This window comes from Roseovarius carneus, assembly GCF_020141465.1.
GTDB lineage: Bacteria > Pseudomonadota > Alphaproteobacteria > Rhodobacterales > Rhodobacteraceae > Roseovarius > Roseovarius carneus.
In genome coordinates, this window is the sequence record NZ_JAHSPD010000001.1 from 630,352 (window position 1) to 653,376 (window position 23,025).

Here is a 23,025-nt window from a genome sequence, read left to right on the forward strand (position 1 = left end):
TCATAGCTCCGGAATATGGCGTTTCGTGTCGCTCAGCTCGGTTAGTTCGCGGTCAAAAGGCACAGCGTCACCACGATCCACCCCAAGATCGCGGGCATAGCGGTGCCCCGCATGAACCGCGGCGGCAATGGTGCTCGGGGCCAGCGCATCACCAATCTTGGTGGCGCTGATCCCGGCGGCCTGTAAAGCATCGGCCAAGGTGCTATCCGGCTGCCGCATCGTCACCAGCAATGTGTGCGCGCAATCTATCTGCGTCTCGGCGCCGGTGTAGCCGCACTCGGCGATCACATGGCCCTCATTGATGCGCGCAATGTTATGCGACAGCACAATCCGCGCGCCCATCTCAATCAACTTAGCCTGAATTTTGTGCTGCTCCAGCGTGTATTCTGTCCATGCGGAGACGGACGCGGCGGGCGTGACGAAGGTCACGTCCAGACACGCCGCCAACAATTTTTCGGCAATGCTGCCGCCCATATAGAAGTGATCATCGTCGAAGATCACCACAGGCCCCTCGGGGATCATGCCTTTGAAGATATCATCGGGGGTGAGCACGCTTGCCGCCCCCGCCGTCTCGATGCCCAGCGGGTTGGCGCGGCCCCGGCCCGTGCGATCCCACGCAGCGCCAGTGGCAAGCGCGATGTGATCGGCCTCAAACTCGGCCACGGTCTCGGCACTCATCGGGCTGTTGAGGTAAAGGTTCACGTTTGGCATCTGGCTGATCTGGTACTCGCGGTAATCAGCCACACGGCCCCATTCAGCCAAGCCCGGAAGCCCACGCTCATCCGCCACGCGCCCACCGATCCGGTCCGATTGCTCCGCCACGGTCACGTCATAGCCTCGTTGGCCGAGCGCGCGCGCAGCCTCAAGCCCCGCGGGGCCTGCGCCGATGATCAGAACGCTCTCATCAGCGGCGCGTGGCGCGATCCGCTCAGGGTGCCAACCGCTGCGCCATTCCTCGCCCATTGTTGGGTTCTGCGTGCAGCGCAGGGGCTGAAACGTGCTGTCGGAGGCCACGCAGATATTGCAGCCGATGCATTCACGAATATCCTCAATCCGACCTTCCTCAACCTTCTTGGGCAGGAACGGATCTGCGATGGAAGGCCGTGCGGCCCCGATGAAATCCAGGTGACCGTTCTTGATCAGCGACACCATCTGATCGGGCGAGGTATAGCGGCCCACACCCACAACAGGCTTCGTGGTGATGGATTTGACGAAGGACACATATTCATCCTGATAGCCCGTCTGCTTGAACCGCGAGGTGGCGCTGTCATTCTCCCAATCGGCGATGTTGACGTCCCACAGATCGGGGATCTCGGCCAGCATCTCGACCACATCGCGCCCCTCGCCGCCCGATTGCATACCAATGGCCCCGCGCAGCTCGTCCACGGAAAACCGGAATGCGATGCCGCAAGTGCCGCCCACGGCCTCCTTGGTTTCCTCCATCACCTCGCGCAGAAGGCGGATGCGGTTCTCAAGGCTGCCACCATACTCATCCATACGTTGATTCCAATCACGCGACAGGAAATGCGACAAGGTCGTTAGGCGGTGACCCGCGTAAACATAGATAATATCAAACCCCGCATCACGCGCACGGCGCGCACCGTTCACATACCAGCGGCGCAGATCGCGAATGTCTTGGCGGTCCATCGCGCGGGCCTGCACCGGGTCGAGCGAGGCCACGGGTTGATGCGAGGGGGCCATGGGAGGCAGGCGGCTGAACCGGTTAGCGGCCATGAGGCCCGCATGGTTCAACTGTATCCCGGCAAGGCTGCCGTGCTCATGGATGCCCTCAACCATCCGCGAGAGATATGGCAGATCGCGGTCGTCCCAGATGCGCCCGCCATTCCACGGGCTGTGATCACCAGAGGGATGGATTTCCGCCTCTTCCGTATTGACCACGGCCCAGCCGCCCTCGGCCTTGATGCGGCGCATTTCGGCCATGGCGCTGGGATAATTACGGCCCATACCGTTGCAATGGGGCACTTGATAGAACCGATTGCGCGCCGTCACTGGGCCGATTTTTACGGGTTCAAAAAGGATATCATAACGCGGATCGCGGGCGGTATCACGGGGCATGTCGGGACGGGTCCTCTTGGCAGGAGCCTACGCCAATTTGGGCTGTGGCACCAAAATGTTTCGGCAAGGTCTGCGCGAGATATTCATGCACGCGTTGCTTGGCCTCCTCGCGCGAAAAATCACCAGGATAGATCAGGATGTTGAGCCAGAACCCATCGTAAAGCCCTTCGAGCATGGTCGCGATCTGCTCGCCATCAAGCCCCTCATAGCCGCCCTCCGCAATGATGGTTTTCAACAGCTCATTCGAGGTCTCCCACCGCTCCGTGTCGATCTCGCTCACCAGTTCGCGATACGCCGCGCGGTAGCCCGCCTCGCCATAGAACCCAAACCAGACAGACAGGTTTTTACGGTTGCAGATCATTGGGTCAAAATGCGCATCCGCAATCGCCAGAAGCTGGGCTGCGGGCGTCATATCCGGGCTTCGCAGGCGTTTGCGCCACGTCTCGCGGTGCTCTTCGGCGAGATAGCGCAGCGTCTCCTCAAAGAGGTTTTCCTTGTTCTTGAAGTGGAAGTTCACAATACCCATCGACAGGCCCGCATACCCCGTCACCGTGGTCATCGTGGTGCCCGCAATGCCAAATTTCGCAATGGATTCGATGGTGGCATCAATCAATTGCTGGCGGCGCACTTCGCGCGAGGCGGTGCGTCCGACTTTCTTGTTTGTGCGGGCCGCCTTGGCGGTCACTTCGGTCATGGCGTGTCTATCCTCGACTCGTCTTGGCTGCGGGGACTCCGCACCGTTTCTCGTCTGAAGCGCCGCGCGAGTTTGGCGGCGGTTGGCCGTGCGCGGGCTCAGTCTTTGGCCAACACTACGATCGCATCATCGCTCCAGTTGAGCCAAACCGGGCGCTCATCCGAAGGGTCGGGCGCAAAGCGCGTGCGGTTCTGCGCCGAGACGGCAACCGGCGCGTCCACACCGTCGATTGCCACATAGAAATGGCTCCGCTCACCCAAATAGGACGAATTGCGCAATTGTCCCTGAACCATCTGGCCGTCGCCTTCGGGCTTGTCATCCGTCAGGAGCAGCTTCTCGGGACGGATGGCGACCTGAACCGCCTCACCCTCGTTGAAATGGCGCTCGCCACGCGGCAACTGGAGGTTTCCAAGGCCCTGCGCTTCGATGTTCATCATCGCGCCATTGGTGGATTTCACCTCAGCCTCGAAGAAGTTCATTGTGCCGATGAAAGATGCGACCTGCCGGGTTTTGGGCGTCTCATAGAGCCCGCTGGGCGTGTCCATTTGCAGCACGGTGCCAGCGGACATGACAGCCACTCGGTCCGACAGGGTCAGGGCCTCTTCCTGATCGTGGGTCACGAACACAAAGGTAATGCCCACTTGCCGCTGAAGTGCGCGCAGCTCAAGCTGCATCTGTTCGCGCAGCTGTTTGTCGAGCGCGCCGAGCGGTTCATCCAGAAGCAGCACTTTGGGTTTGAGGATCAAGGCACGCGCCAGGGCGATCCGTTGCCGCTGCCCTCCCGAAAGCTCGTTGGCCGCCCGGTCGCCATACCCCGGAAGGGCAATGAGATCGAGCATCTCGTCCACCTTGTCGGCGCGCGCCTGCTTGGTCAGCTTCTGACGGCGCAGGCCATAAGCGATGTTATCGCGCACATTGAGATGCGGGAAAATCGCGTAGCTCTGGAACACCATATTGACGGGGCGGTGATGCGGCGGGACCTCGGACATGGGCTGTCCGTCGATATAGATCTCGCCCTTGGAGGGGTTCTCGAACCCCGCAAGCATCCGCAAGAGCGTGGTCTTGCCACAGCCCGACGCGCCAAGCAGCGAGAAAAACTCCCCATGGCCGATATCCATTGAGACGTTGTCGATGGCCTGAAACTTGCCGAAAAACTTGTCGACATTCTGGATCGAAATGAAGGCGTCGTTGCTCATGGTCTGGCTCACTTTCGCACGGTGCTGATATGGGCGTCGCGGTTGATCCACTGGCCGAGGAAGACGATCACAAACGAGACCCCGATAATCATCGACGACAGGGCGAGAACCGATGGGAATTGCTGCGGGAAGCGCAACTGGCCCCAGATATACATCGGCAGGGTCGGCTCGGTCCCGGTCAGGAAGAACGCCATGATGAATTCGTCAAACGAGACGGTGAAGGTCAACAAAAGGCTGGCGAGGATACCCGGCCATACGACAGGCAGGGTCACCCGCCAAAATGTGTGCCACGCATTTTCGCCCAGATCGGCCGACGCCTCCTCCAGCGAGGGATCAAGCCCCTCGAAGCGGGGGATGAGCGTGGCGATGGCAAAGGGCAGGCAGATGATCACATGCCCAATGGCAACCGTATAAAGGCTGAGCGTTACGCCGAGGCTGCTCATCAGCACCAAAAGGGCCACGCCGAAGATAATCCCCGGCACAACGAGCGGCAGCATGATAAACGCAACAATCGCGTTCTGGCCTGGCAGGCGGTACTTGGTGATCGCCTTGGCCGCGAAGATGCCCAGTGTGGTGGCCATCACAGCCGTCGCCGCCCCCACTTTGACACTGTTCATCAAAGCGGCCCAGACAGGCTCGCGCTGAAAAAGCTCCGTATACCATTGCAGCGTGAACCCGGTGAGCGGGAAGCTGACATAGAGCGAATCGTTGAAGCTGAAGAGCGGCAGGAACAGGATCGGGATGTAGAGCGCGATAAGAAAGATGATCGCATAGACCTGAAGGGGCCTGTTCGGCCGTCGGATATAGGATTCGGTGCTCATGCCATCCGCTCCTTGAAGACTTTGGTTAGGGCGAGGAACACGAGGCCAATCGCCGAGATGTAAAGCATCAAGCCAATGGCCAGCGTCGCCCCCATGGGCCAGTTATTCACCGGACCAAATTGCAGTTGAATGAGGTTACCGATCATCATCCCGTCCGGGCCGCCGAGAAGGGCGGGCGTGATGTAATCACCGGTCGTGGGAATGAAGATCAAAAAGCTCGCGGCGATCACACCGGGCATCGACAGGGGCAGCGTGATGCGGAAGAAGCGGGCCATAGGCCCGTCGCCCAGATCCGTTGCCGCCTCAAGAAGCGAGCGGTCGATCTTCTCAAGGCTCACATAAATCGGCAGGATCGCAAAAGCGACCCATGAGTGGGCGAGCGTGATGACGACCGCCTGTTGGCTATAGAGCAAAAACTCAAGCGGTGCGTCGATGAACCCGGCCCAAAGCAGACCCGAGTTGATCACACCCTCATAGCCCAGCACCACTTTCCACGCGAAAACGCGCAACAGGTAGCTTGTCCAGAACGGAAGGGTCATCAACACGATCCACATCATCTTGTTTTTGTGGACGTGGAAAGCGACGTAATAGGCCATCGGGTAGGACAAGAGCACCGTCGCGACAGTGGCCCAGCCCGAGATAACCAAAGACCGGTGCATCAGGGCGCCGTAGATCGGCTGCTCCAGAGCGGTCTCGTAATTTGCGGTTGTGAGGGTGGTGTCGAAGTCAAAGCCCATGGCGGTCCAGAGGCTCATCGTGATGAGAATAGCGAAGGGAACGACGATGCCAACGGTCATTACAACCAAGGTCGGGCTCAGCAGGAAAAAGCCGCGCAATGTCTCGCTGCGCTGAAGCATGCCTGCGAATTTTCCGCGCCTTCGGGCGGGCGGCGCCTCTACCGCGGCATCGTTCAAAGTGACATTCGTATTGGTCATTTCAGGCCTCTTCCCATGGTGTCTGGCATACGGCGCTAGATCCAAGCCGCATAGCGCGCGGCAAGGAGGGTCTGCGTGCAAGATCAGGGCGGCCCCATGGCCGCCCTGTCAGACTGTCTGGATCAGAAGCCGGCTTTGATTTGCTCAAAGAGGCCATTCATCTTGGATTCGAACTCTTGCGTCTGGGGCTTTTGGAAGTGTCCGGCCTCAAGAATTTCCGCAGGGTTTTTGCTCAGGCCGAGACCGACGAGTGTTTCCTCATCGAACTCATCAAAGCTCTTGGCGTTCGAGTGGCCATAACCGTAATCGTTGATCATGAACTTGCCGGTATCGACGCTCAGCAGGCTGTCGATCACGTCATAGGCACGGTCCACATTGGGCGCGTCCTTGTGAACCATCAGACCGCACACCCATGTCAGGGCACCCTCTTTGGGCTGTGCGAAACGGACCGGGATACCTTCGGCGGCCAGAAGCGTGGCCGAGGAGTTCCATGTCATCGCCGCAACCATCTCGCCCGAGGCAAGAGCCTGCTCCAGCGTGGTGGTATCATCGGTATAGACCCGGATATGGGGGCGCTGCTCACGCATGACGGCTGCAATCGCCTCAAACGCTTCGGGCGTGTCGATGTTATCGAAATCAACGCCCGCTTTGATCGCGCCAACCCACCAAGCATCCGCGCCGGAGCCGAGGCTGCCAAGGCGACCTGCATAACGCTCGTCCCACAGAAGATCCCAGCTTTCTTCGCCTTCGATCTCAACCAGATCGGTGCGGTACGTGATGGAGGTCTGACCCCAATCAAATGGCACCATCCAGAGGTTGTCGCCGTCCACATTACCATCAAGCTGCGTCAGCTCGGGGATGATGTCGCCAAAATGCGCAAGGCGCGAGGTATCGACCGATTGGAAAAGGCCGCTGGCGGCCCAGCGTGGCACAGCCTGATTACAGGGGTGCGACACGTCCACGACGAAACCGCCACGCATTTTGGTCAGCGCCTCCTCAGACGCACCAAAGATTGAGAAGTTTGGCAGCTCACCATGCTTGGCCTGATACTCGCCAAAAAGCTCTGGGATGTCATAGCCACCCCATGTGAAATATGTGGCCTGATCTTCAGGTGCGGCCATTGCCTTGCGGCCTGCAAACGGCACTGTGGCCATGCCGACACCTGCCGCAGCAAGCGAGCGCGTGAACGCGCGGCGGCTCATTTTGCCTTCCCGCACAGCGCCGATTTGGTCGAGTACATCCATTTGGTCTTCTCCCTAGTTGATCGAGCCTGTTCCGGCCCCTTTAGTGGCGTCGTTTATGACGCTGACGATGCGGGTTGCCTTTGGTCCGTCTCTCAAGGGAGACGTCCCTTTAACTGACAGACCTAGCACTCTTTCCCGCTCGCTAATTGAATGATCGTTCAATGAATGGGTTGCTTTACAAGACCTGTCAAGACAACAATCCGGCCATGCAACAGCTGCATGGCTAAATTCCACGCGCTGCCAAAAAATGCAGCAGGTCGCAAATTTGCCTCTGAAATCAGGAGAGAAAACCGATGACAAACCAAGCAAGCATTATCAGACTTGAGGCAAATGGCCCCGGCGGCGCGGGCCTCAAACCGATGACGCTGAACGCGGCGGATTTCCAGTCGCCCCTGCCCAATCAGCACTCTCACTCTTACTACAGTGATGAATCAAAAGGGATAAACGTCGGTGTCTGGGACACGACCACGATGCAGGAGGCGTTCGGCCCCTACCCCGGAGACGAGTTCATCTGGGTGCTGGAGGGCGCGTTTGAAATGACCGACGGCAAGGGCGGCAGCGTGCCTGCCCGCGCAGGTCAGGCCGTGTGTTTTCGCAATGGCGCCCCAGTCAGTTGGAAGCAGGACGGATACCTTAAGAAATTCTTCATCACATATTTGGAACCGGGCGCCAAAACGCCAAAAATCGAATCGGCAGAAGGCGGAATTGTTGTTCTCGACCCCGATGCGAAGATGGACCTGATGGACACAACAGACCCGTTCGTGATCAAGGGTGCGGCCCCCAAGCAGCACAATCTGACCAGCTTCACCAATGACACAGGCAACATGTTCATGGGCCAGTGGGATAGCGGCCCGATGATCAGCGAAATGCGGCCCTTCCCCACCCATGAGTTTGTGCAAATGCTCGAAGGGGAGGTGACCATCACCGAAGACACCGGGGCGGAGCAAACCTTCCGCGCGGGGGATTGCTTTTTCGTGCCAAAGGGGACCGTCTGTAGCTGGGAAATCCCGGATTACGTGCGCAAATTCTATTGCATCCTCGATGTGGGATCGGACGCATGAGCGCAGGCATGACACGCCGCGCGGCACTGGCCGCCATCGCCGGGGGGATTGCCGGGGCCACAGCCTCCGCAGGTCGCGCCACTGCGCAGGCTATTCCAACCAACCCCGATGTCGTGGTGATCGGCGCAGGGGCTGCCGGTCTCGCCGCCGCGCGCGAGCTTAAGGCGCAGGGTAAATCGGTGGTCGTTGTGGAGGCCGCAGGCCGCATGGGCGGACGGGCGTGGACCGAAAGCGAGACATTCGGCGTGCCCTACGATCAGGGGGCGGCTTGGATCAACGCGTCCAACATCAACCCGTTCACCCGCATCGCGCGCGAGGGGGGATTTGATCTGGTCGATTACACCAATGCAGGCTCTGCCTTTTACGTAGATGGCACACGCGCCACCGCGGCCCAAAGCGCCTCTTACAGCCGCGCGTGGAGCGCGGTCGGGGGCGCGCTGGCCAAGGCGGGCGAAGCAGAGCAGGACATTGCCGCCTCGGAGGTGATACCGAAGGACATAAAATATTCCGGCACGGTCAAAGCATGGATCGGCCCGATGGATTGGGGGGTCGATATGTCTGACCTTTCAACCGCTGATTATTGGAACAGCGGCGAGGCGCAGCCCTCATTCATGGTGCGCGAAGGCCTTGGGGCTGTGGTGGAATACTACGGGCGGGACGCGCCCGTGGTCCTCAACGCCCCGGTGAGCGAGATCGACTGGAGCGGGGCCGGCGTGCGTGTGACCACCTCGCAAGGGGTGATCAGCGCCAAGGCGGCCATCGTCACCGTCTCCACCGGCGTTCTGGCCAGCGGCGCAATCCGCTTCACGCCCGCCCTGCCCCTTACCACGCAAGAGGCGGTGGACGGCCTGCCCATGGGCCTTTTGATGAAGATCGCGCTGCAATTTGATGGTGCAAAGCTTGGTCTCGCCGATAACAGCTGGCTTGATTATGCGGTGCCCGAAAACATGCCTGCCAAGGCGTCATTCTTTGTCACATGGCCCTTCGGCGGGGATATCTCCGTGGGATTTGCGGGCGGCGAATTCGGCTGGGAGCTTTCGACGGCAGGACCAGAGGCGGCTGTGGATTTCGCCTTGGGAGAGTTGGTGAAGATTGCAGGCTCGGACGCGCGCAAACATTTCGTCAAAGGCGCGATGAGCGATTGGGCAAGTAACCCGCTTACCCTCGGGGCCTATGCTGCGGCGCGGCCCGGACAATACGGCGCGCGCGCCGCGTTGGAAGCCCCATTGGGCGATAAAGTCTGGTTCGCCGGTGAGGCGCTTGGCGGGGATTACACGGGCCTTGTGAGCGGTGCCTATTTCAGCGGCAAATCAATGGCACAGCGGCTGGTGACGGCTGGGGCGGCCGAGTGATCCTCAGCGACCGCCATCGCGCCAACGGTTGGCAATCGGATAGCGCCGATCAAGCCAGAACGCCTTCTTGCTGAGCCGGGTGCCGGGCGCTGACTGAAAGCGTTTGTATTCGCTGATATAGATCAGATGTTCGACCCGCGCGGCATCCGCGCGGTCAAACCCGGCAGCCACGCAATCCGCGATGCTGCCATCTTGATCTACGAGGATCCCCAATATCCCATCCAGCACCGGATAATCCGGCAAAGAATCGCTGTCTTTTTGGTCCGCGCGCAGCTCCGCCGTGGGCGCTTTGTCGATCACACGCGGTGTGATCACCTCGCCTGCCGGGGCCCGCATCCAGTCGCGGTGATTGGCATTGCGCCAGCGGCATATCTCGAACACCCGCGTTTTATACATATCCTTGATCGGGTTATACCCGCCCGACATATCGCCATAGATCGTGGCATAGCCCACCGCGACCTCGGATTTATTGCCGGTGGTCAAAAGCATCTCACCAAACTTGTTGCTCATCGCCATCAAGAGAAGGCCGCGCAGGCGCGACTGGATGTTCTCCTCGGTCACATCCTCGTCGCGGTCCTCAAAGAGGGGGGCAAGCGTTGCCGTGATCGCCGCGCGGCCTTGCGTGATCGGCACAAAATCATAGCGACAGCCCAGCGCCTCGGCCACCGTCTTGGCATCTTCCAGCGAATGCTCCGACGTATATTCCGACGGCAGCATCACACAGCGCACGTTCTCAGGGCCAAGCGCATCCGCAGCCACGCTCGCCACAATCGCCGAATCGACCCCGCCCGACATCCCCAGAAGCGCCTTTGAGAACCCTGTTTTGCGGAAATAATCCCGCAGACTGAGCACCATCGCGTGATAATCCTGCTCATGGCTGTCGGGAATATACGCCAGCGCGCCGGGCTCCGCGTGCCAGCCTTGGGCCCCGCGCACCATGTCCAGATGTGCCACCGCCTCTTCCATCACCGGCATTTGCAAGGCCAGCGCCCCTCCGGGGTTGAGCACGAAACTGCCCCCGTCAAAGACCTGATCATCCTGCGCCCCCGCGAGGTTGAGATAGATCAGCGGCAGACCTGTCTCGACCACACGGCTCACCATATGGCTCTGCCGCGTGGCCAATTTCCCGCGATAATAGGGCGAGCCATTTGGCACGAGGAGAAATTCCGCACCGGTCTCGGCCAGCGTCTCAGGCACGTCCGCGTGCCAGCTATCTTCGCAAATCGGGCTGCCGATGCGCACGCCGTCCACCGTATAAGGCCCCGCCAGGGGGGCGGAGGCGTAAAGCCGCTCTTCGTCGAACACGGTCTCATTGGGCAGGTTATGCTTGCGCACCACCGCCGAAATCTCGCCGCCCTGAAGGATGTAATAGGCGTTGAAAAGCTCCGTTCCCTCAAGCGCAGGGCCACCGATGGCCAGCGCCGGACCCTCAGCACAGTCTCGCGCCAAGGCCTCAATCGCCGCAATCGCTGTTTGGTGAAACACGGGCTTCAGGATCAGGTCCTGCGTATTATACCCGGTGATGAACATCTCGGGCAGCGCCACAAGATCAGCGCCCGCCGCACGCCCTTCGTCCCACGCGCTGCGCGCGCGAGCCGCATTGCCCTCGATATCGCCCACAGAGGCGTTGAGTTGTGCAAGCGTCAGGCGAAACCTGTCTGTCATGGCGCGGTGCTCTCCTCATGCGAGATCAATACGGGATGTAGCAGAACCCCAAGCGAGGGAAAGCCGAATTGAACAAAACCAAGTTGTCAGCGCGGGTCCGGGCGGCTACATTTTACGCCAGCCCGCAGGCCACGCGGGCGCACACACTCGCATCCGGGGATTCGCAATGGCCTTTTCGCTGACACGACCGATTGCTCTGGCACTGGCGCTGACACTCGCCCCCGGCCTCTCAATCCTGCCCGCTTTCGCACAGAGCGACGCGATTGAGACCAAGCAATATGACGATGGCGGCATTTATGTAGGCACCTTCCGCGACGGGCTGCAACATGGCACCGGCACTTACACGCTCCCTAATGGCTATGAGTATAACGGCGAATGGGACAGCGGCCAGATCAAGGGCGTGGGCGTTGCGCGCTTTCCCAACGGCTCGGTCTATGAGGGTGAGTTTGCGATGGGCAAACCCAATGGCGTGGGCAAGATCGTCTTTACCGATGGCGGCACCTACGAGGGCACATGGAAAGACGGCAAAATCTCCGGGCGCGGTATTGCCGTTTATGCCAATGGCGTGCGCTATGAAGGCGATTTCCTGAACGCGATGCACAATGGGCGCGGCACGATGGCGTCGCCCGGCGGCTATGTCTACGAGGGCGATTGGGCCAGCGGCGTCAAGGAGGGCACCGCGCGCATTACATATCCCGACGGCGCGATCTATGAGGGCGCGGTTCAGCGCGGTGCGCGCCACGGGGAAGGCACGCTGACCATGCCCGGCGGGCTGGTCTATGCCGGGCTTTGGAAAGACGGACAGATCGACGGCACCGGCACGCTCAGCCAGCCCAATGGCGATGTCTATACAGGCGCGCTTGTCTCCGGGCAGCGCGAAGGCATGGGGCGCATGGTCTATGGCAATGGTGACATCTATGAAGGTGAATTCGCCGCCGACCGCCGCGATGGGCAAGGCACGTTCACTGGCACCGATGGCTATACTTACACCGGATCATGGGTCGCCGGGCGCATCTCCGGCACCGGCACCGTGACCTATCCAGACGGCTCCGTCTATGTGGGCGAGCTGCGCGATGATCTGGCCAATGGCGAGGGGAAGATCACCTATCCCGATGGCGCGACCTATGAGGGCGCGTGGGTGGACGGCGTGATCGAGGGGCAAGGCCGCGCGACCTATCCCAGCGGGTTGGTCTATGAGGGCATGTTCAAGGCCGCTCAAAACGAAGGCTTCGGCGTGATGACCTATGCCGATGGCTACCGCTACGAGGGCGAATGGCTCGGCGGTCAGCGCCACGGCACCGGCACCGCCACCTATGCGGATGGCACCGTCTATACTGGCACATTCGAGAACGGGCAGCGCCACGGCACCGGCCGGATCGAAATGACCGACGGATTTGTCTACGAGGGCGCATGGGCCGATGGCGAAATCAACGGCATGGGGATCGCCACCTATGCAAATGGCGATGTTTATGAAGGCATGTTTGCGGATGGCAAACGCCAGGGCACCGGCACGATGCGCTATGCCACGGGCGAGGAGGCAAGCGGCGATTGGCGCGATGGTGCGCTGGCACGGCAAAATGCTGCGCCCACCGAGGGTGCACCAAATACGGCAACAGAATGAGCGCCGTGACTGGCAAATGCCTCTGCGGTGCGTGCACATTTGAGCTGAGCGGGGCGCATAATTTCATCGGCCATTGCCATTGCGACAGCTGCCGCCGCGCCACCTCTTCTCCAATGACCACGTTCATCGGTCATCCCGATGGCGCATGGCGGTGGACCGGCACTGCCCCGCGCCTTTTTGAAAGCAGCCCCGGGAACACCCGTGGCTTTTGCGGCGATTGCGGCTCGCCCATGATGTTCGCCGCTGCCCGCTTTCCCGGCGAGACGCATTTCTACGCAGCCCTTCTGGATGATCCCACAGCCGTGGAGCCCAAGGCTCAGTATCATGCAGATGAACGCCTGCCTTGGATGCCTGCTCTGGAGGCACTACCCGAGGAGTGATAAGCTTGGGCAACCGCCTGAATGTCCGCTCAGACCGCGTCGCCCCGGTCCAGCCGCTCCAGAAAATGCTCTGCCGTTGCCAGCACATCACGTTTGTGATCGGCGTCCATCTTGTCCCATGTCCGGTAGATCATGCCCATCCTGTGATTGCCCTTGAACCGCTCCCGGTGGCGATCCAGAAAATGCCAGTAGAGCGTGTTGAACGGGCAGGCATCGGGGCCGGTTTTCACCTTCACCTTATAGGCGCAATTGCTGCAATAATCGCTCATCTTGTTGATGTAGGCGCCTGAGCTGACATAGGGTTTCGACGCGATGATCCCGCCATCGGCATATTGGCTCATACCGATCGTGTTGGGCGCCTCCACCCACTCAAACGCATCGAAATAGACCGCAAGATACCACTCATGCAGCGCATGTGGGTCAATCCCGGTGAGCAGGCCGAAATTGCCGGTGACCATCAGACGCTGGATGTGGTGGGCATAGGCCTCCTCGCGGGTCTGGGCCACCGCATGGGCCATGCAGGTCATCTGCGTGTTGCCACCCCAATACACATCAGGCAGCGGGCGGGAATGCTCCAGCGCATTGCGCGACGTATACTCAGGACCCTCACGGAAATAGATGCCCCGCACATATTCGCGCCACCCGATGATCTGGCGTATGAACCCTTCGGCGGCATTGATCGGCACGTCGCCCGCCGCCCATGCCTTCTCGACCCGCTCACACAGTTCCAGCGGTCCCAGCAACCCGACATTGAGATAGGGCGACAAGAGCGAATGGTGCAGGAACCTGTCGCCTTGCAACATCGCGTCTTGCGTATCGCCAAATTCAGGCAGCAGGTGCGCGATGAAATGGTCCATCGCCTTGAGGGCCTGCCCCCGTGTCACAGCAAGGCCAAACGCCTCCAGCTTTCCAAAATTATTGCCGAACCTGCGCGCCACAAGGCTGAGCACATCTTGGGTGATCGCGTCCTCACGGAACCGGGCAGGGCGGGCACGGAACATATCGGTTGTGGCGCGCTTGCGATTGTCATGGTCAAAGTTCCACTTTCCCCCCGCTGGCTGGTCCCCCTCCATCATCAGCCCCGTCTTGCGGCGCATTTCGCGATAGAAAAACTCCATCCGAAGCTCTTTGCGCCCTGTCGCCCAGGCGTCGAACTCCTCCGCCGAACACAAGAACCGATCATCGCTCAGAAGGGTCATCTTGAGCGGCATTTCCTGCAATACGGCGCGCAGCCGCCATTCGCCCGGTTGCGTGGCCAAAACCTCGGACGCACCATGGGTCTGGGCCGCCGCCAGAATCGCCTCCGGGATAGAACCGGGGGCGTCTTTGTCATCAAGCTTGGTGTAGGCAACCTGCCAGCCCTCGTCGCGCAATTCTTCGGCGAAATGGCGCATGGCCGAGAGGACAAAGGCAATTTTCTTGGGATGATGCGGAACGTACCCCGTCTCCTCGGCCACCTCGGCCATCACCACAACATCGCGCCCGCGCTCAGCTTTTCCAAGGGCGCTCAGACCCCGGCTCAGCTGATCGCCAAGCACCAGAACCAATCGTGTCACCACGCGATCCTTTCGCCCTGCCAGTCGTAGAAATTCCCGCTATCGTCAGGCGTCAAGCCGTCGATCACGCGCAAGAGGTTCTCGGCGGAAGTCTCTGACGGCACCGCCGGGTGGCGCCCGCGATAATCAGCGGTGAACGAGGTGGCCACGGTGCCGGGATGCAGCGCGGTGATGATCGCCTCGCGATGGCTGCGCGCAATCTCGATCGCGCCGCACCGCAACACCTGATTGAGCGCCGCTTTGGACGCGCGGTAGGAATACCACCCCCCCAAGCGGTTGTCCCCGATGGACCCCACCCGTGCCGAAAGCGCTGCAAAGACCGACCGACCTTTGCGCGGCAAAAGCCGAGGCGCGTGCTGAAGCACCAAGGCGGGGCCAATCGTGTTGATCGCAAACTGCGCGGCCATTGCATCCGCGTCCAGATCTTTAAGCGATTTCTCCGGCTCGCCCAGCGCGCCTGAGGCCACAAAAATCAGATCAAACGGCCCATCCAAAGCGCCCAAGATCCGCGCCACCGAGGCCCCATCAGTCAGGTCCAGCCCATCTCCGGAGCGCGACAAAGCGGTCACAGATACGCCACGCGCCACGAGTGCCGTCGACACCGCCCGCCCGATTCCGCCAGAGGCGCTTATGACCAAAGCCCGTTTCATCGACGACAGACTTTAGCCTAAGATTCGGGCAGATCAACGCTTTGGTATACAAAAATATACACTTTCCATTCGGAAATCGCACGCTTATGGTGCATCCCATGTTGACCGCCACGCATCCCCCTATTGCCACGTCCGCTTCTGAGCGGGCTCTTGGCCTTTGCCTGGCTCTCCTAACCCGCCTCTGAGCGTGCCGGAACTGGTGCGACCGCTCAGAGGATGCGCCTTCTCGCGCCAAAGGCTTTAGGACAATCAAAGAGATCAAAACATGACCGATTCAACACATCAAACAGCCCCGGCTGACGGCAAAGACCGCGTAGTGATTTTCGACACCACCCTGCGCGATGGTGAGCAATCGCCGGGCGCGACCATGACCCACGCAGAAAAGCTGGAGATCGCGGGCCTCCTGGACGAGATGGGCGTGGATATCATCGAAGCCGGGTTCCCCATCGCCTCTGAGGGTGATTTTCGCGCCGTGAGCGAGATTGCCAAACGGGCGGAAACCTCCGTGATATGCGGCCTTGCGCGGGCTCAATTGAAAGATATCGACCGTTGCTGGGAGGCGGTGAAGCACGCGCGTCGCCCACGCATCCACACCTTCATCGGCACCTCGCCGCTGCACCGCGCGATTCCAAACCTCACCCGCGATGAGATGGCCGAGCGTATCCACGAGACGGTCACCCACGCCCGTAATCTGTGCGACAACGTGCAGTGGTCGCCGATGGACGCCACGCGCACCGAATGGGATTATCTCTGCCGCGTGGTGGAGATTGCCATCAAAGCAGGCGCGTCGACGATCAACATTCCCGACACGGTGGGCTATACCGCCCCGGTCGAGAGCGCTGATCTCATTCGCCGCCTGATCGCCGAAGTGCCGGGCGCAGACGACGTGATCTTCGCCACCCATTGCCATAATGATCTGGGCATGGCGACGGCCAACTCCCTTGCCGCCGTGGCGGGTGGCGCGCGCCAGATCGAATGCACGATCAATGGTCTGGGTGAGCGGGCGGGCAATACCGCGCTGGAAGAGGTGGTGATGGCGATGAAGGTGCGGGGCGATATCATGCCCTATTCTACCGGGATCGACACCACCAAGATCATGAACATCTCGCGCCGTGTGGCCGCTGTCAGCGGCTTTGCCGTGCAGTTCAACAAGGCCATCGTGGGCAAGAATGCCTTTGCCCATGAGAGCGGCATCCACCAGGACGGGATGCTGAAAAACGCCGAGACCTTCGAGATCATGCGGCCCGAGGATGTGGGCATCGCAGGCACCTCCCTGCCCTTGGGCAAGCATTCGGGCCGCGCGGCCCTGCGCGCCAAGCTGAAGGACCTCGGCATCGAGGTGGGGGATAACCAGCTCAAGGATATCTTCGTGCGGTTCAAGGACCTCGCCGACCGCAAGAAGGAGGTCTACGACGATGACATCCTCGCGCTGGTCCGCACCAGCGGCGAGGGCGAGGATCATCTGGAACTGATCAACCTCAAGGTCATTTGCGGCACCGGACCCGCCGAGGCCGTTCTGGAAATGGAAGTGGACGGGGTAGAGCATTCCGCCACCTGCGAAGGCGACGGGCCAGTGGATGCAACCTTCAAAGCCGTGCGCGCCATCCACCCCAACGAGGCGCGGCTTCAGCTTTATCAGGTGAACGCCGTGACCGAGGGCACAGACGCGCAGGCAACTGTCAGCGTGCGTCTGGAAGAGGATGGGATGATCGCCACGGGACAATCGGCGGATACAGACACGGTCGTCGCCTCCGCCAAGGCCTATATCAACGCGCTCAACCGCCTGATCGTGCGGCGCGCGAAGACGGGCAGCGATACAGCTGAGGTCAGCTACAAAGACCTTGCCTGAGCGGATCGGCGGGCCAGCGTTTTGGCCCGCCGCACCCTCATTCCGTGATCATGTAGATCTTGCGCAGTGTCTCGGTGATTTCCCAGACCATCTTCTTGCCCTTAGCGATGTAAAAGCTGTCGCCCGCCCCCAGATGCTCGGCAGTACCGTCTGCATGGGTCACGGTGATCTTGCCCGACACGATCGTCATCAACTCGTGCACCGGATAGGCGTCGATGACTTCGCGGGTGGGGGCACATTCCCAAACGCCCGAATAGGTGGTCTCGTCCTCGTTGATGTAGTGGGTGTGGTTCAATTCGGTATGGTCCGACGTAGTGAAGACCTCGGCCTCCACCATCGACGATGGTTCCATCTTGGCGGGGTGGGGATCAATCCGAAACGGGATGTTGGTCATTCAAGCTCTCCTCTACTGCGTCCACTCCCATGGCCGCGTATACTGGCCCAGCGTCGACGCGACCTGAGCGTTGTCAACATCACCTGTCTTTACGATTCGCGCCACCAGTCCGCGCTTTTTATCGTCGATAACCTCAATAACATGCGCCGGCAGGCCCGCACCCTCCAGCGCCGCATCATAAATCCGCGTGATCGCCCGCTTGCGCAGATCGGGTTTGAACACTTTGCCAACGGCAGTTTTTGGCAACTCAGCCAATATCTCCACATGTTTGGGATGGGCCGCCCGTTCGTGCACATGGGTTTTGCAATGCGCGCGCAGATCTTCAGCGGTGGTCACGGCACCCTCCACAAGCTCCACATAGACGCAGGCTACTTCGCCCGCATGGGCATCCGGCTGCCCAATCGCACCCGCCATTGCGACCGCAGGATGCGCCATCAGCGCCTCCTCGATCTCGGCGGGGTCGATGTTATGCCCGCCCCGGATGATCAGATCCTTCTGCCGCCCAGTGATCCAAAGATACCCATCAGCGTCGATCCGGCCCAGATCGCCGGTCCGCAGATATATCTCCGCGTGATACAAATCGTTGTTCTTCGCGGCCTCGGTATAGGTCTGCCCCACATGAACACCGGGACTGGCGATGCAAATCTCGCCCACCTCATCGGCACCGCATTCCGTCTCGCCATCCGGGCCAGTGTGGAAAATTTTCACATCCGTATAGGGGAAAGGCACCCCGACCGAGCCCACTTTCTTGTCGCCCTGCGGCGGGTTGCACGACACAAGGCATGTGGCCTCGGTCAGGCCGTATCCTTCGATCACCGAGATGCCTGTAGCGCTCTCAAACCGGGTGAAAAGCTCCATCGGCATGGGGGCTGAGCCGGAGAACGCATTGCGCACGGTTGAGATATCCGCATCCACCTTGCGCTGCATCAGGGCCGAGACGGCGGTGGGCACTGTAATGATAAAGCTGATCTTCCAGCGCGCGCAGAGCTTCCAGAAATTGTCGAACACTCCGTCCCCGCGATAGCCCGCAGGCGTGGGGAACACCCCATGCGCGCCCGATTTGATCATCGCCATCAAGATCACATGACAGGCAAATACATGGAAAAGCGGCAGCGGGCACATAACATTGTCCTGCTCGGTAAAGAGCAGCGTGTGCCCGATCCATCCGTTATAGATCATCCCGCCATAGGTATGCTGCGCAACCTTAGGCATGCCCGTCGTCCCGCCGGTGTGGAAATAGGCCGCGACACGGTCCTGCCCCGGATCGTTGAAACCAAGCGATTTGCTCTGCCGTGCCATCTCCTTGCTGAAATTCTTGATTGTGGCGTGATGCGTGGTCGTGGTCTTGGGACGGATGAGTGGCACGATCCAGCTTTTGGGCGGCGACAGGTAGCGGTTGAGGTCAATTTCCAGAACCGTCTCGACATTGGGCGCAAGACGCACAGCTTGGGCAGTTTTCTGAGCCACATCTGTCTTGGGAAAGGCCTTGAGCGTGACCACGACCTTCGCGTTTGTTTCGCGGAGGATGGAGCCAATCTGCTCCGGCTCCAAAAGCGGGTTGATCGGGTTCACGATCCCCGCAACCATGCCGCCGACGGTGGCCACAGCCGTCTCCAGACAATTGGGCAGGACAAGCGCCACCACGTCAGTCTCCGACACGCCAAGACCCCGAAAGAGGTTCGCAGCCTGACAGACCTGCGCGTGAAAGCCGCGCCAAGTCAGGGTCTGGGCCTTGTCAGTGGGGCCGGAGAACAGCTGATAACTGAGCGCCGGGCGGTCCGGGAATTTCTGCGCCGTCTGCGACAGCATCGCGTAAAGGGTTGCGGGCCTCTCGCGTGCGTCCCAAGGCATCTCGTTTTGAAGCGCAAGCACATCGCAGCGATTGACAAAGTTCATGGTGGGTCCTCCCCGGACTGGCCCGCGCCTCTCTCCCGGACGCATCGGGCCGTGTGTCTCAGCGTGGGCGGGAACAGCCCAGCAATCAAGCGAAACGCTACGTTTTCGGTGCGATGGGCCAAAGGTGAGATTTTTCAAAGCAATCTCTTGACTCTTTTAGTCGGATACAGTCCTTTACCCGAGTAATTCACTCGGACAAACCACAGGAGTCCCAAATGAAGCGTTTCGCAACCCGCCTGACCGCGGCCCTTTCCCTCTCCGCCATGGCCGCCACCGCCATGGCCGCCGAGGTCAACGTCTACTCCTCGCGCCACTACGACACCGATGATGCGCTCTATGCCAAATTTACCGAGCAGACGGGGATCGAGGTCAACCGCATCGAGGGCAAGGCAGATGAGCTGATGGCCCGTATCGAGGCCGAGGGTGCCAACAGCCCCGCAGATGTGTTCATCGCTGTGGACGCAGGCCGCATGTTCCGCGCCGCCGATGCCGGGATGTTGCAAGCCGTCGACTCGGACCTGCTGACCACTAAGATCCCCGCGCATATCCGGCACCCAGACAACCTTTGGTTCGGCGTAAGCCAGCGCGCGCGCGTCATCTTCTATTCCAAGGACCGCGTTGAGAACCCGCCGCAGACATACGAAGAGCTGACAGATGAGAAGTGGAAAGACAGTATCTGTATCCGCACCTCATCCAACATCTACAACCTGTCGCTTCTGGCCTCGATCATCCACGCCGATGGCGAAGACGCAGCAAAAGAATGGGCCGCCGGCGTCAACGCCAACCTCGCCCGCGCCCCTCAGGGCGGTGACACGGACCAACTGCGCGGGATCATCTCAGGCGAGTGTGATCTGGCCGTCTCCAACCACTATTACTACCTGCGCGGCTTTGATCAGGACATTGAAGGCCTGACCGCCGAGATTGATCAGCTGGGCTGGGTCTGGCCCAACCAAAGCGATCGCGGTGTGCACATGAACCTCACCGGCGTGGGCATGCTGGCCAACGCGCCCAACACGGATGAGGCGAAAGCCCTGATGGAGTTCTTCACATCCGAGTTCGCGCAGCGCCACTTTGCCGAGCAAAACAACGAATACCCCGCCGTACCCGGCATCCCGCTGGACGAAGACACAGCCCGCATGGGGTATTTCATCATCGACAATGACACGCCGACAGAGGCCTACGGCTCCAACGCCGCCAAGGCTCAGGCGATCTATAACGAGGTGAATTTCCCCTAAACCGGGACGCCTGAAAGCCAAGGACCGGGGGGCCACGCGCCTCCCGGTTTTTTGTGCGCAAAACTCAGCGTGCGCGCAGCACAGCACCCGGATTCATGATCCCAAGCGGGTCAAGCGCGTCCTTGATCGCCCGCATGGCCGCAAGCTTTGCCGGATCGCTGTATCTCTCCAGATCCGCAACTTTCAGCCGCCCGATCCCATGCTCCGCGCTGACCGACCCGCCCATGGAATGGACCAGATCATGCACCGCCGTCTTGATCGCCTCACGCTGATCCGCGTGATCGGCGCGGGTTTTACCGGGCATGGGAAAGACGTTGTAATGCAGGTTGCCGTCGCCAAGATGCCCAAAACAATTGATCCGAAACGCGCCAAGTGCTGCAATCGCAGGACCGCCTTGCGCAATGAATTCGGGCACCATCCCGAGGGGCACGGAAATGTCATGCGAGCTGACAGCACCAATGCGGCGATTGCCCTCGGGGATAGTTTCGCGGATCTCCCAAAAATCGCGGCGTTGCGTCTCGGATTGCGCAATCATGCCATCGGTGACCAGCCCGGCCTCCAGCGCCTCGCCAAAAAGCGTCTCAAGCGCCAGCGCCGGGTCAAGCCCGCGCGCGAGCCCCACATCAATGAGAACAAACCATTCGGGCGGCGTGGAAAAGGGCTGGCGCAAGTCTGGCATCGTCTCGGCCAGAAAATCGAGGCCCTGACGGTGCATCAACTCAAAGGCGCTCACCCCCTCGCCCATGTGATCACGTGCCAAAGCAAGCAGGCTCAGCGCGGCGGCAGGGCTCTCGACCACCATCAACGCCGTTCCCTCCCCCGCGGGGCGCGGCACGAGCTTGAGCGCGGCGGCAGTGATCACGCCCAGCGTGCCCTCGGAGCCGATCATCAGGTTGCGCAGATCATAGCCGGTGTTGTCCTTGCGCAGACGGCGCAGGCCGTGCCAGAGGCTGCCATCCGGCATCACCGCCTCTAGCCCCAAACACAGATCGCGCGCATTGCCATAGCGCAGCACGTTCACGCCCCCCGCATTGGTCGCCAAAAGCCCGCCCACACGGGCCGATCCCTTGGCCGCGATGCTGAGCGGGAAAAGACGCTCAACCGCGCCCGCCGCATCATGCACATCCGACAGGATGGCACCCGCCTCGACCACTATTACGTTTTCCTCGGGGTAGTTCTCGCGCACCCGGTTCATCCGCTCAAGGCTAAGCAGGATCGGCACGGGGCCATCCGGCGTGATCTGCCCACCCACAAGACCAGTACCCCCCGAATAGGGCAGCACCGGCACGCGGGCCTTGGCGGCCATGCGGATCACTTGCGCCACGCCCTCGGCGCTGTCCGGTGCGACGATTGCCCCGGCAAGCCCCTGCCAACGGCCCCTCGGCTCCTCGACATATCGGGGCGACACCTCGCGCATAGCACTGGGCATGGCGGCGGTCAGCTGCTCCAGCAGCACGGAATCAACGGAATTGAGTGTCATGCAAGCGGTCTAGCCGGGCCTGCGTGAAATGGCAAAACCTCACTCATCATTGCGCAAAAACGCAGGCCGCAGAATGATCACCGTCGGATCATCGGGCAAATTGCGCAGCGACACTGTGATCTCATGCGCGCCGCCGTCCACCACGTCGAACACATCCTCCATCCCCGCCGCAAAGCGCACGAGATTGTCTTGCGTGAACCAATGCATGGGGATGACGATCCGCGCCTCCAGCCGCTTGAGCACCGAGATCATGGTTTCCAGATCCATCGTATAACCACCATCAACCGGGGCCATGACCACATCCATCCGGCCAAGCGCCGCGTATTGATCATCCGTGGGCGCGTGGTGCAGATGGCCCAGATGGCCGATGCAAAGCCCCGCCGCCTCGAACACAAAAATGGAATTGCCGTTTGGCTCCACCCCAGACATCGCACTTCGGATATCGGTGGAGACATTACGCACCAGCATGTCACCCACGCTCACATGATGATCCACCCCCTCGCCAAAAGGCCCCCACCCCTTGAGGACATGGGCGATACCCGGGTCGGGATTGGCCGTCCAATGGGTGGAATGGGCGTGATTCATCGTGACCACATCAGGCAGAAAATTCGCGCTGCCGACAAAGCCGTTGAAATCGGTCACAGCACTCACACCACCCGTCGTCTGGATCAAGAAGGCCGCATGGGTGAGATATCTCAGTCGCACGGAAAACTCAGGGACAGGCGCTCGAAAGCTGGCGGTTTGGATGTATTCAAGCCCCGGCGCGGTTTGCGCCAAGGCGATACAATGGCTGGGTTTTCGGTCTTGAGCCGTGGCAGGCAGCGCGAAGGCTGTGGTCGTGAGTGCGGCGAGCAAAAAAGCGATGGTGCGGATCATGGCAATCTCCCTTCACATCGGGATGATAGCGCGAATTTACGCGG

Annotated in this window: 19 protein-coding genes; 6 read left to right on the forward strand and 13 right to left on the reverse strand. The window is 60.6% G+C overall.

Annotated features, from left to right (window positions below):
• The 6 genes from KUD11_RS03140 to KUD11_RS03165 form a co-directional block, all read right to left on the reverse strand.
• Nucleotides 1-2,076 carry an oxidoreductase gene (locus KUD11_RS03140; RefSeq protein WP_109386678.1) on the reverse strand — a complete coding sequence of 692 codons (2,076 nt, stop codon included), beginning with the start codon at nt 2,074-2,076 and terminating at the stop codon, nt 1-3.
• Nucleotides 2,066-2,770 carry a TetR family transcriptional regulator C-terminal domain-containing protein gene (locus KUD11_RS03145; RefSeq protein ID WP_109386676.1) on the reverse strand — a complete coding sequence of 235 codons (705 nt, stop codon included), beginning with the start codon at nt 2,768-2,770 and terminating at the stop codon, nt 2,066-2,068. The genes KUD11_RS03140 and KUD11_RS03145 overlap by 11 nt, the downstream gene beginning before the upstream one ends.
• Before the next feature lie 98 nt (nt 2,771-2,868).
• Nucleotides 2,869-3,966, reverse strand: a complete 1,098-nt coding sequence (locus KUD11_RS03150) for an ABC transporter ATP-binding protein (protein WP_109386675.1) — start codon at nt 3,964-3,966, stop codon at nt 2,869-2,871.
• An 8-nt stretch (nt 3,967-3,974) separates the two neighbouring features.
• The gene (locus KUD11_RS03155) at nt 3,975-4,787 is read right to left on the reverse strand and encodes an ABC transporter permease (RefSeq protein ID WP_109386673.1); all 813 of its coding nucleotides are present in this window, start codon (nt 4,785-4,787) and stop codon (nt 3,975-3,977) included.
• Nucleotides 4,784-5,644 carry an ABC transporter permease gene (locus tag KUD11_RS03160; protein WP_109388293.1) on the reverse strand — a complete coding sequence of 287 codons (861 nt, stop codon included), beginning with the start codon at nt 5,642-5,644 and terminating at the stop codon, nt 4,784-4,786. Before KUD11_RS03160 ends, KUD11_RS03155 begins: the two co-directional genes overlap by 4 nt.
• 200 nt (nt 5,645-5,844) lie before the next feature.
• Entirely contained in the window at nt 5,845-6,966 is a 1,122-nt protein-coding gene (locus tag KUD11_RS03165) for an ABC transporter substrate-binding protein (RefSeq protein ID WP_109386671.1), read from the reverse strand.
• A 293-nt stretch (nt 6,967-7,259) separates the two neighbouring features.
• Here KUD11_RS03165 and KUD11_RS03170 point away from each other — a divergent pair, with 293 nt between their 5' ends.
• Both KUD11_RS03170 and KUD11_RS03175 read left to right on the forward strand, forming a co-directional pair.
• A complete protein-coding gene (locus KUD11_RS03170) occupies nt 7,260-8,027 on the forward strand; it encodes a cupin domain-containing protein (protein ID WP_109386669.1) in 768 nt (255 codons plus the stop codon).
• Nucleotides 8,024-9,379: a flavin monoamine oxidase family protein gene (locus KUD11_RS03175; protein WP_109386667.1), complete on the forward strand. Its 1,356-nt coding sequence runs from the start codon at nt 8,024-8,026 to the stop codon at nt 9,377-9,379. Before KUD11_RS03170 ends, KUD11_RS03175 begins: the two co-directional genes overlap by 4 nt.
• 3 nt (nt 9,380-9,382) lie before the next feature.
• Here the strand turns inward: KUD11_RS03175 and KUD11_RS03180 are convergent, their stop codons facing one another.
• Complete coding sequence (locus KUD11_RS03180; RefSeq protein ID WP_109386665.1) at nt 9,383-11,044, reverse strand: NAD+ synthase; 1,662 nt, start codon at nt 11,042-11,044, stop codon at nt 9,383-9,385.
• 166 nt (nt 11,045-11,210) lie between these two features.
• Here KUD11_RS03180 and KUD11_RS03185 point away from each other — a divergent pair, with 166 nt between their 5' ends.
• Both KUD11_RS03185 and KUD11_RS03190 read left to right on the forward strand, forming a co-directional pair.
• A complete protein-coding gene (locus KUD11_RS03185) occupies nt 11,211-12,665 on the forward strand; it encodes an MORN repeat-containing protein (protein WP_109386663.1) in 1,455 nt (484 codons plus the stop codon).
• Complete coding sequence (locus KUD11_RS03190) at nt 12,662-13,045, forward strand: GFA family protein (RefSeq protein ID WP_109386661.1); 384 nt, start codon at nt 12,662-12,664, stop codon at nt 13,043-13,045. The genes KUD11_RS03185 and KUD11_RS03190 overlap by 4 nt, the downstream gene beginning before the upstream one ends.
• Nucleotides 13,046-13,074: 29 nt before the next feature.
• Here the strand turns inward: KUD11_RS03190 and KUD11_RS03195 are convergent, their stop codons facing one another.
• Together KUD11_RS03195 and KUD11_RS03200 are read right to left on the reverse strand one after the other, a co-directional pair.
• Nucleotides 13,075-14,604, reverse strand: coding sequence for a cryptochrome/photolyase family protein (locus KUD11_RS03195; protein WP_109386659.1), 1,530 nt, complete (start codon nt 14,602-14,604; stop codon nt 13,075-13,077).
• Nucleotides 14,598-15,251 carry an SDR family NAD(P)-dependent oxidoreductase gene (locus tag KUD11_RS03200; RefSeq protein WP_109386657.1) on the reverse strand — a complete coding sequence of 218 codons (654 nt, stop codon included), beginning with the start codon at nt 15,249-15,251 and terminating at the stop codon, nt 14,598-14,600. The genes KUD11_RS03195 and KUD11_RS03200 overlap by 7 nt, the downstream gene beginning before the upstream one ends.
• 265 nt (nt 15,252-15,516) lie before the next feature.
• Here KUD11_RS03200 and KUD11_RS03205 point away from each other — a divergent pair, with 265 nt between their 5' ends.
• Nucleotides 15,517-17,100: a 2-isopropylmalate synthase gene (locus tag KUD11_RS03205; protein WP_109386655.1), complete on the forward strand. Its 1,584-nt coding sequence runs from the start codon at nt 15,517-15,519 to the stop codon at nt 17,098-17,100.
• A gap of 37 nt (nt 17,101-17,137) precedes the next feature.
• Here the strand turns inward: KUD11_RS03205 and KUD11_RS03210 are convergent, their stop codons facing one another.
• Both KUD11_RS03210 and KUD11_RS03215 read right to left on the reverse strand, forming a co-directional pair.
• Complete coding sequence (locus KUD11_RS03210; RefSeq protein WP_109386653.1) at nt 17,138-17,494, reverse strand: cupin domain-containing protein; 357 nt, start codon at nt 17,492-17,494, stop codon at nt 17,138-17,140.
• Nucleotides 17,495-17,506: 12 nt separating this feature from the next.
• The gene (locus tag KUD11_RS03215; RefSeq protein WP_109386651.1) at nt 17,507-19,390 is read right to left on the reverse strand and encodes an acyl-CoA synthetase; all 1,884 of its coding nucleotides are present in this window, start codon (nt 19,388-19,390) and stop codon (nt 17,507-17,509) included.
• A 215-nt stretch (nt 19,391-19,605) separates the two neighbouring features.
• Between KUD11_RS03215 and KUD11_RS03220 the strand changes: the two genes are divergently transcribed.
• The gene (locus KUD11_RS03220; RefSeq protein WP_258305390.1) at nt 19,606-20,625 is read left to right on the forward strand and encodes an extracellular solute-binding protein; all 1,020 of its coding nucleotides are present in this window, start codon (nt 19,606-19,608) and stop codon (nt 20,623-20,625) included.
• A gap of 64 nt (nt 20,626-20,689) precedes the next feature.
• Here KUD11_RS03220 and KUD11_RS03225 read toward each other — a convergent pair whose 3' ends face one another.
• Entirely contained in the window at nt 20,690-22,105 is a 1,416-nt protein-coding gene (locus KUD11_RS03225) for an FAD-binding oxidoreductase (protein WP_109386650.1), read from the reverse strand.
• A gap of 39 nt (nt 22,106-22,144) precedes the next feature.
• Nucleotides 22,145-22,981 carry an MBL fold metallo-hydrolase gene (locus tag KUD11_RS03230; RefSeq protein WP_109386648.1) on the reverse strand — a complete coding sequence of 279 codons (837 nt, stop codon included), beginning with the start codon at nt 22,979-22,981 and terminating at the stop codon, nt 22,145-22,147.
• Nucleotides 22,982-23,025: the final 44 nt, after the last annotated feature.

What these genes read in the sequence shown, in the direction of transcription:
- KUD11_RS03155 (WP_109386673.1), bottom strand. Translation starts at nt 4,787, where the DNA reads ATGAGCACCGAATCCTATATCCGACGGCCGAACAGGCCCCTTCAGGTC.
- KUD11_RS03160 (WP_109388293.1), bottom strand. Translation starts at nt 5,644, where the DNA reads ATGCTTCAGCGCAGCGAGACATTGCGCGGCTTTTTCCTGCTGAGCCCG.
- KUD11_RS03200 (WP_109386657.1), bottom strand. Translation starts at nt 15,251, where the DNA reads ATGAAACGGGCTTTGGTCATAAGCGCCTCTGGCGGAATCGGGCGGGCG.
- KUD11_RS03225 (WP_109386650.1), bottom strand. Translation starts at nt 22,105, where the DNA reads ATGACACTCAATTCCGTTGATTCCGTGCTGCTGGAGCAGCTGACCGCC.
- KUD11_RS03140 (WP_109386678.1), bottom strand. Translation starts at nt 2,076, where the DNA reads ATGCCCCGTGATACCGCCCGCGATCCGCGTTATGATATCCTTTTTGAA.
- KUD11_RS03190 (WP_109386661.1), top strand. Translation starts at nt 12,662, where the DNA reads ATGAGCGCCGTGACTGGCAAATGCCTCTGCGGTGCGTGCACATTTGAG.
- KUD11_RS03185 (WP_109386663.1), top strand. Translation starts at nt 11,211, where the DNA reads ATGGCCTTTTCGCTGACACGACCGATTGCTCTGGCACTGGCGCTGACA.
- KUD11_RS03215 (WP_109386651.1), bottom strand. Translation starts at nt 19,390, where the DNA reads ATGAACTTTGTCAATCGCTGCGATGTGCTTGCGCTTCAAAACGAGATG.
- KUD11_RS03210 (WP_109386653.1), bottom strand. Translation starts at nt 17,494, where the DNA reads ATGACCAACATCCCGTTTCGGATTGATCCCCACCCCGCCAAGATGGAA.
- KUD11_RS03175 (WP_109386667.1), top strand. Translation starts at nt 8,024, where the DNA reads ATGAGCGCAGGCATGACACGCCGCGCGGCACTGGCCGCCATCGCCGGG.
- KUD11_RS03150 (WP_109386675.1), bottom strand. Translation starts at nt 3,966, where the DNA reads ATGAGCAACGACGCCTTCATTTCGATCCAGAATGTCGACAAGTTTTTC.
- KUD11_RS03145 (WP_109386676.1), bottom strand. Translation starts at nt 2,770, where the DNA reads ATGACCGAAGTGACCGCCAAGGCGGCCCGCACAAACAAGAAAGTCGGA.
- KUD11_RS03230 (WP_109386648.1), bottom strand. Translation starts at nt 22,981, where the DNA reads ATGATCCGCACCATCGCTTTTTTGCTCGCCGCACTCACGACCACAGCC.
- KUD11_RS03170 (WP_109386669.1), top strand. Translation starts at nt 7,260, where the DNA reads ATGACAAACCAAGCAAGCATTATCAGACTTGAGGCAAATGGCCCCGGC.
- KUD11_RS03180 (WP_109386665.1), bottom strand. Translation starts at nt 11,044, where the DNA reads ATGACAGACAGGTTTCGCCTGACGCTTGCACAACTCAACGCCTCTGTG.
- KUD11_RS03220 (WP_258305390.1), top strand. Translation starts at nt 19,606, where the DNA reads ATGAAGCGTTTCGCAACCCGCCTGACCGCGGCCCTTTCCCTCTCCGCC.
- KUD11_RS03205 (WP_109386655.1), top strand. Translation starts at nt 15,517, where the DNA reads ATGACCGATTCAACACATCAAACAGCCCCGGCTGACGGCAAAGACCGC.
- KUD11_RS03165 (WP_109386671.1), bottom strand. Translation starts at nt 6,966, where the DNA reads ATGGATGTACTCGACCAAATCGGCGCTGTGCGGGAAGGCAAAATGAGC.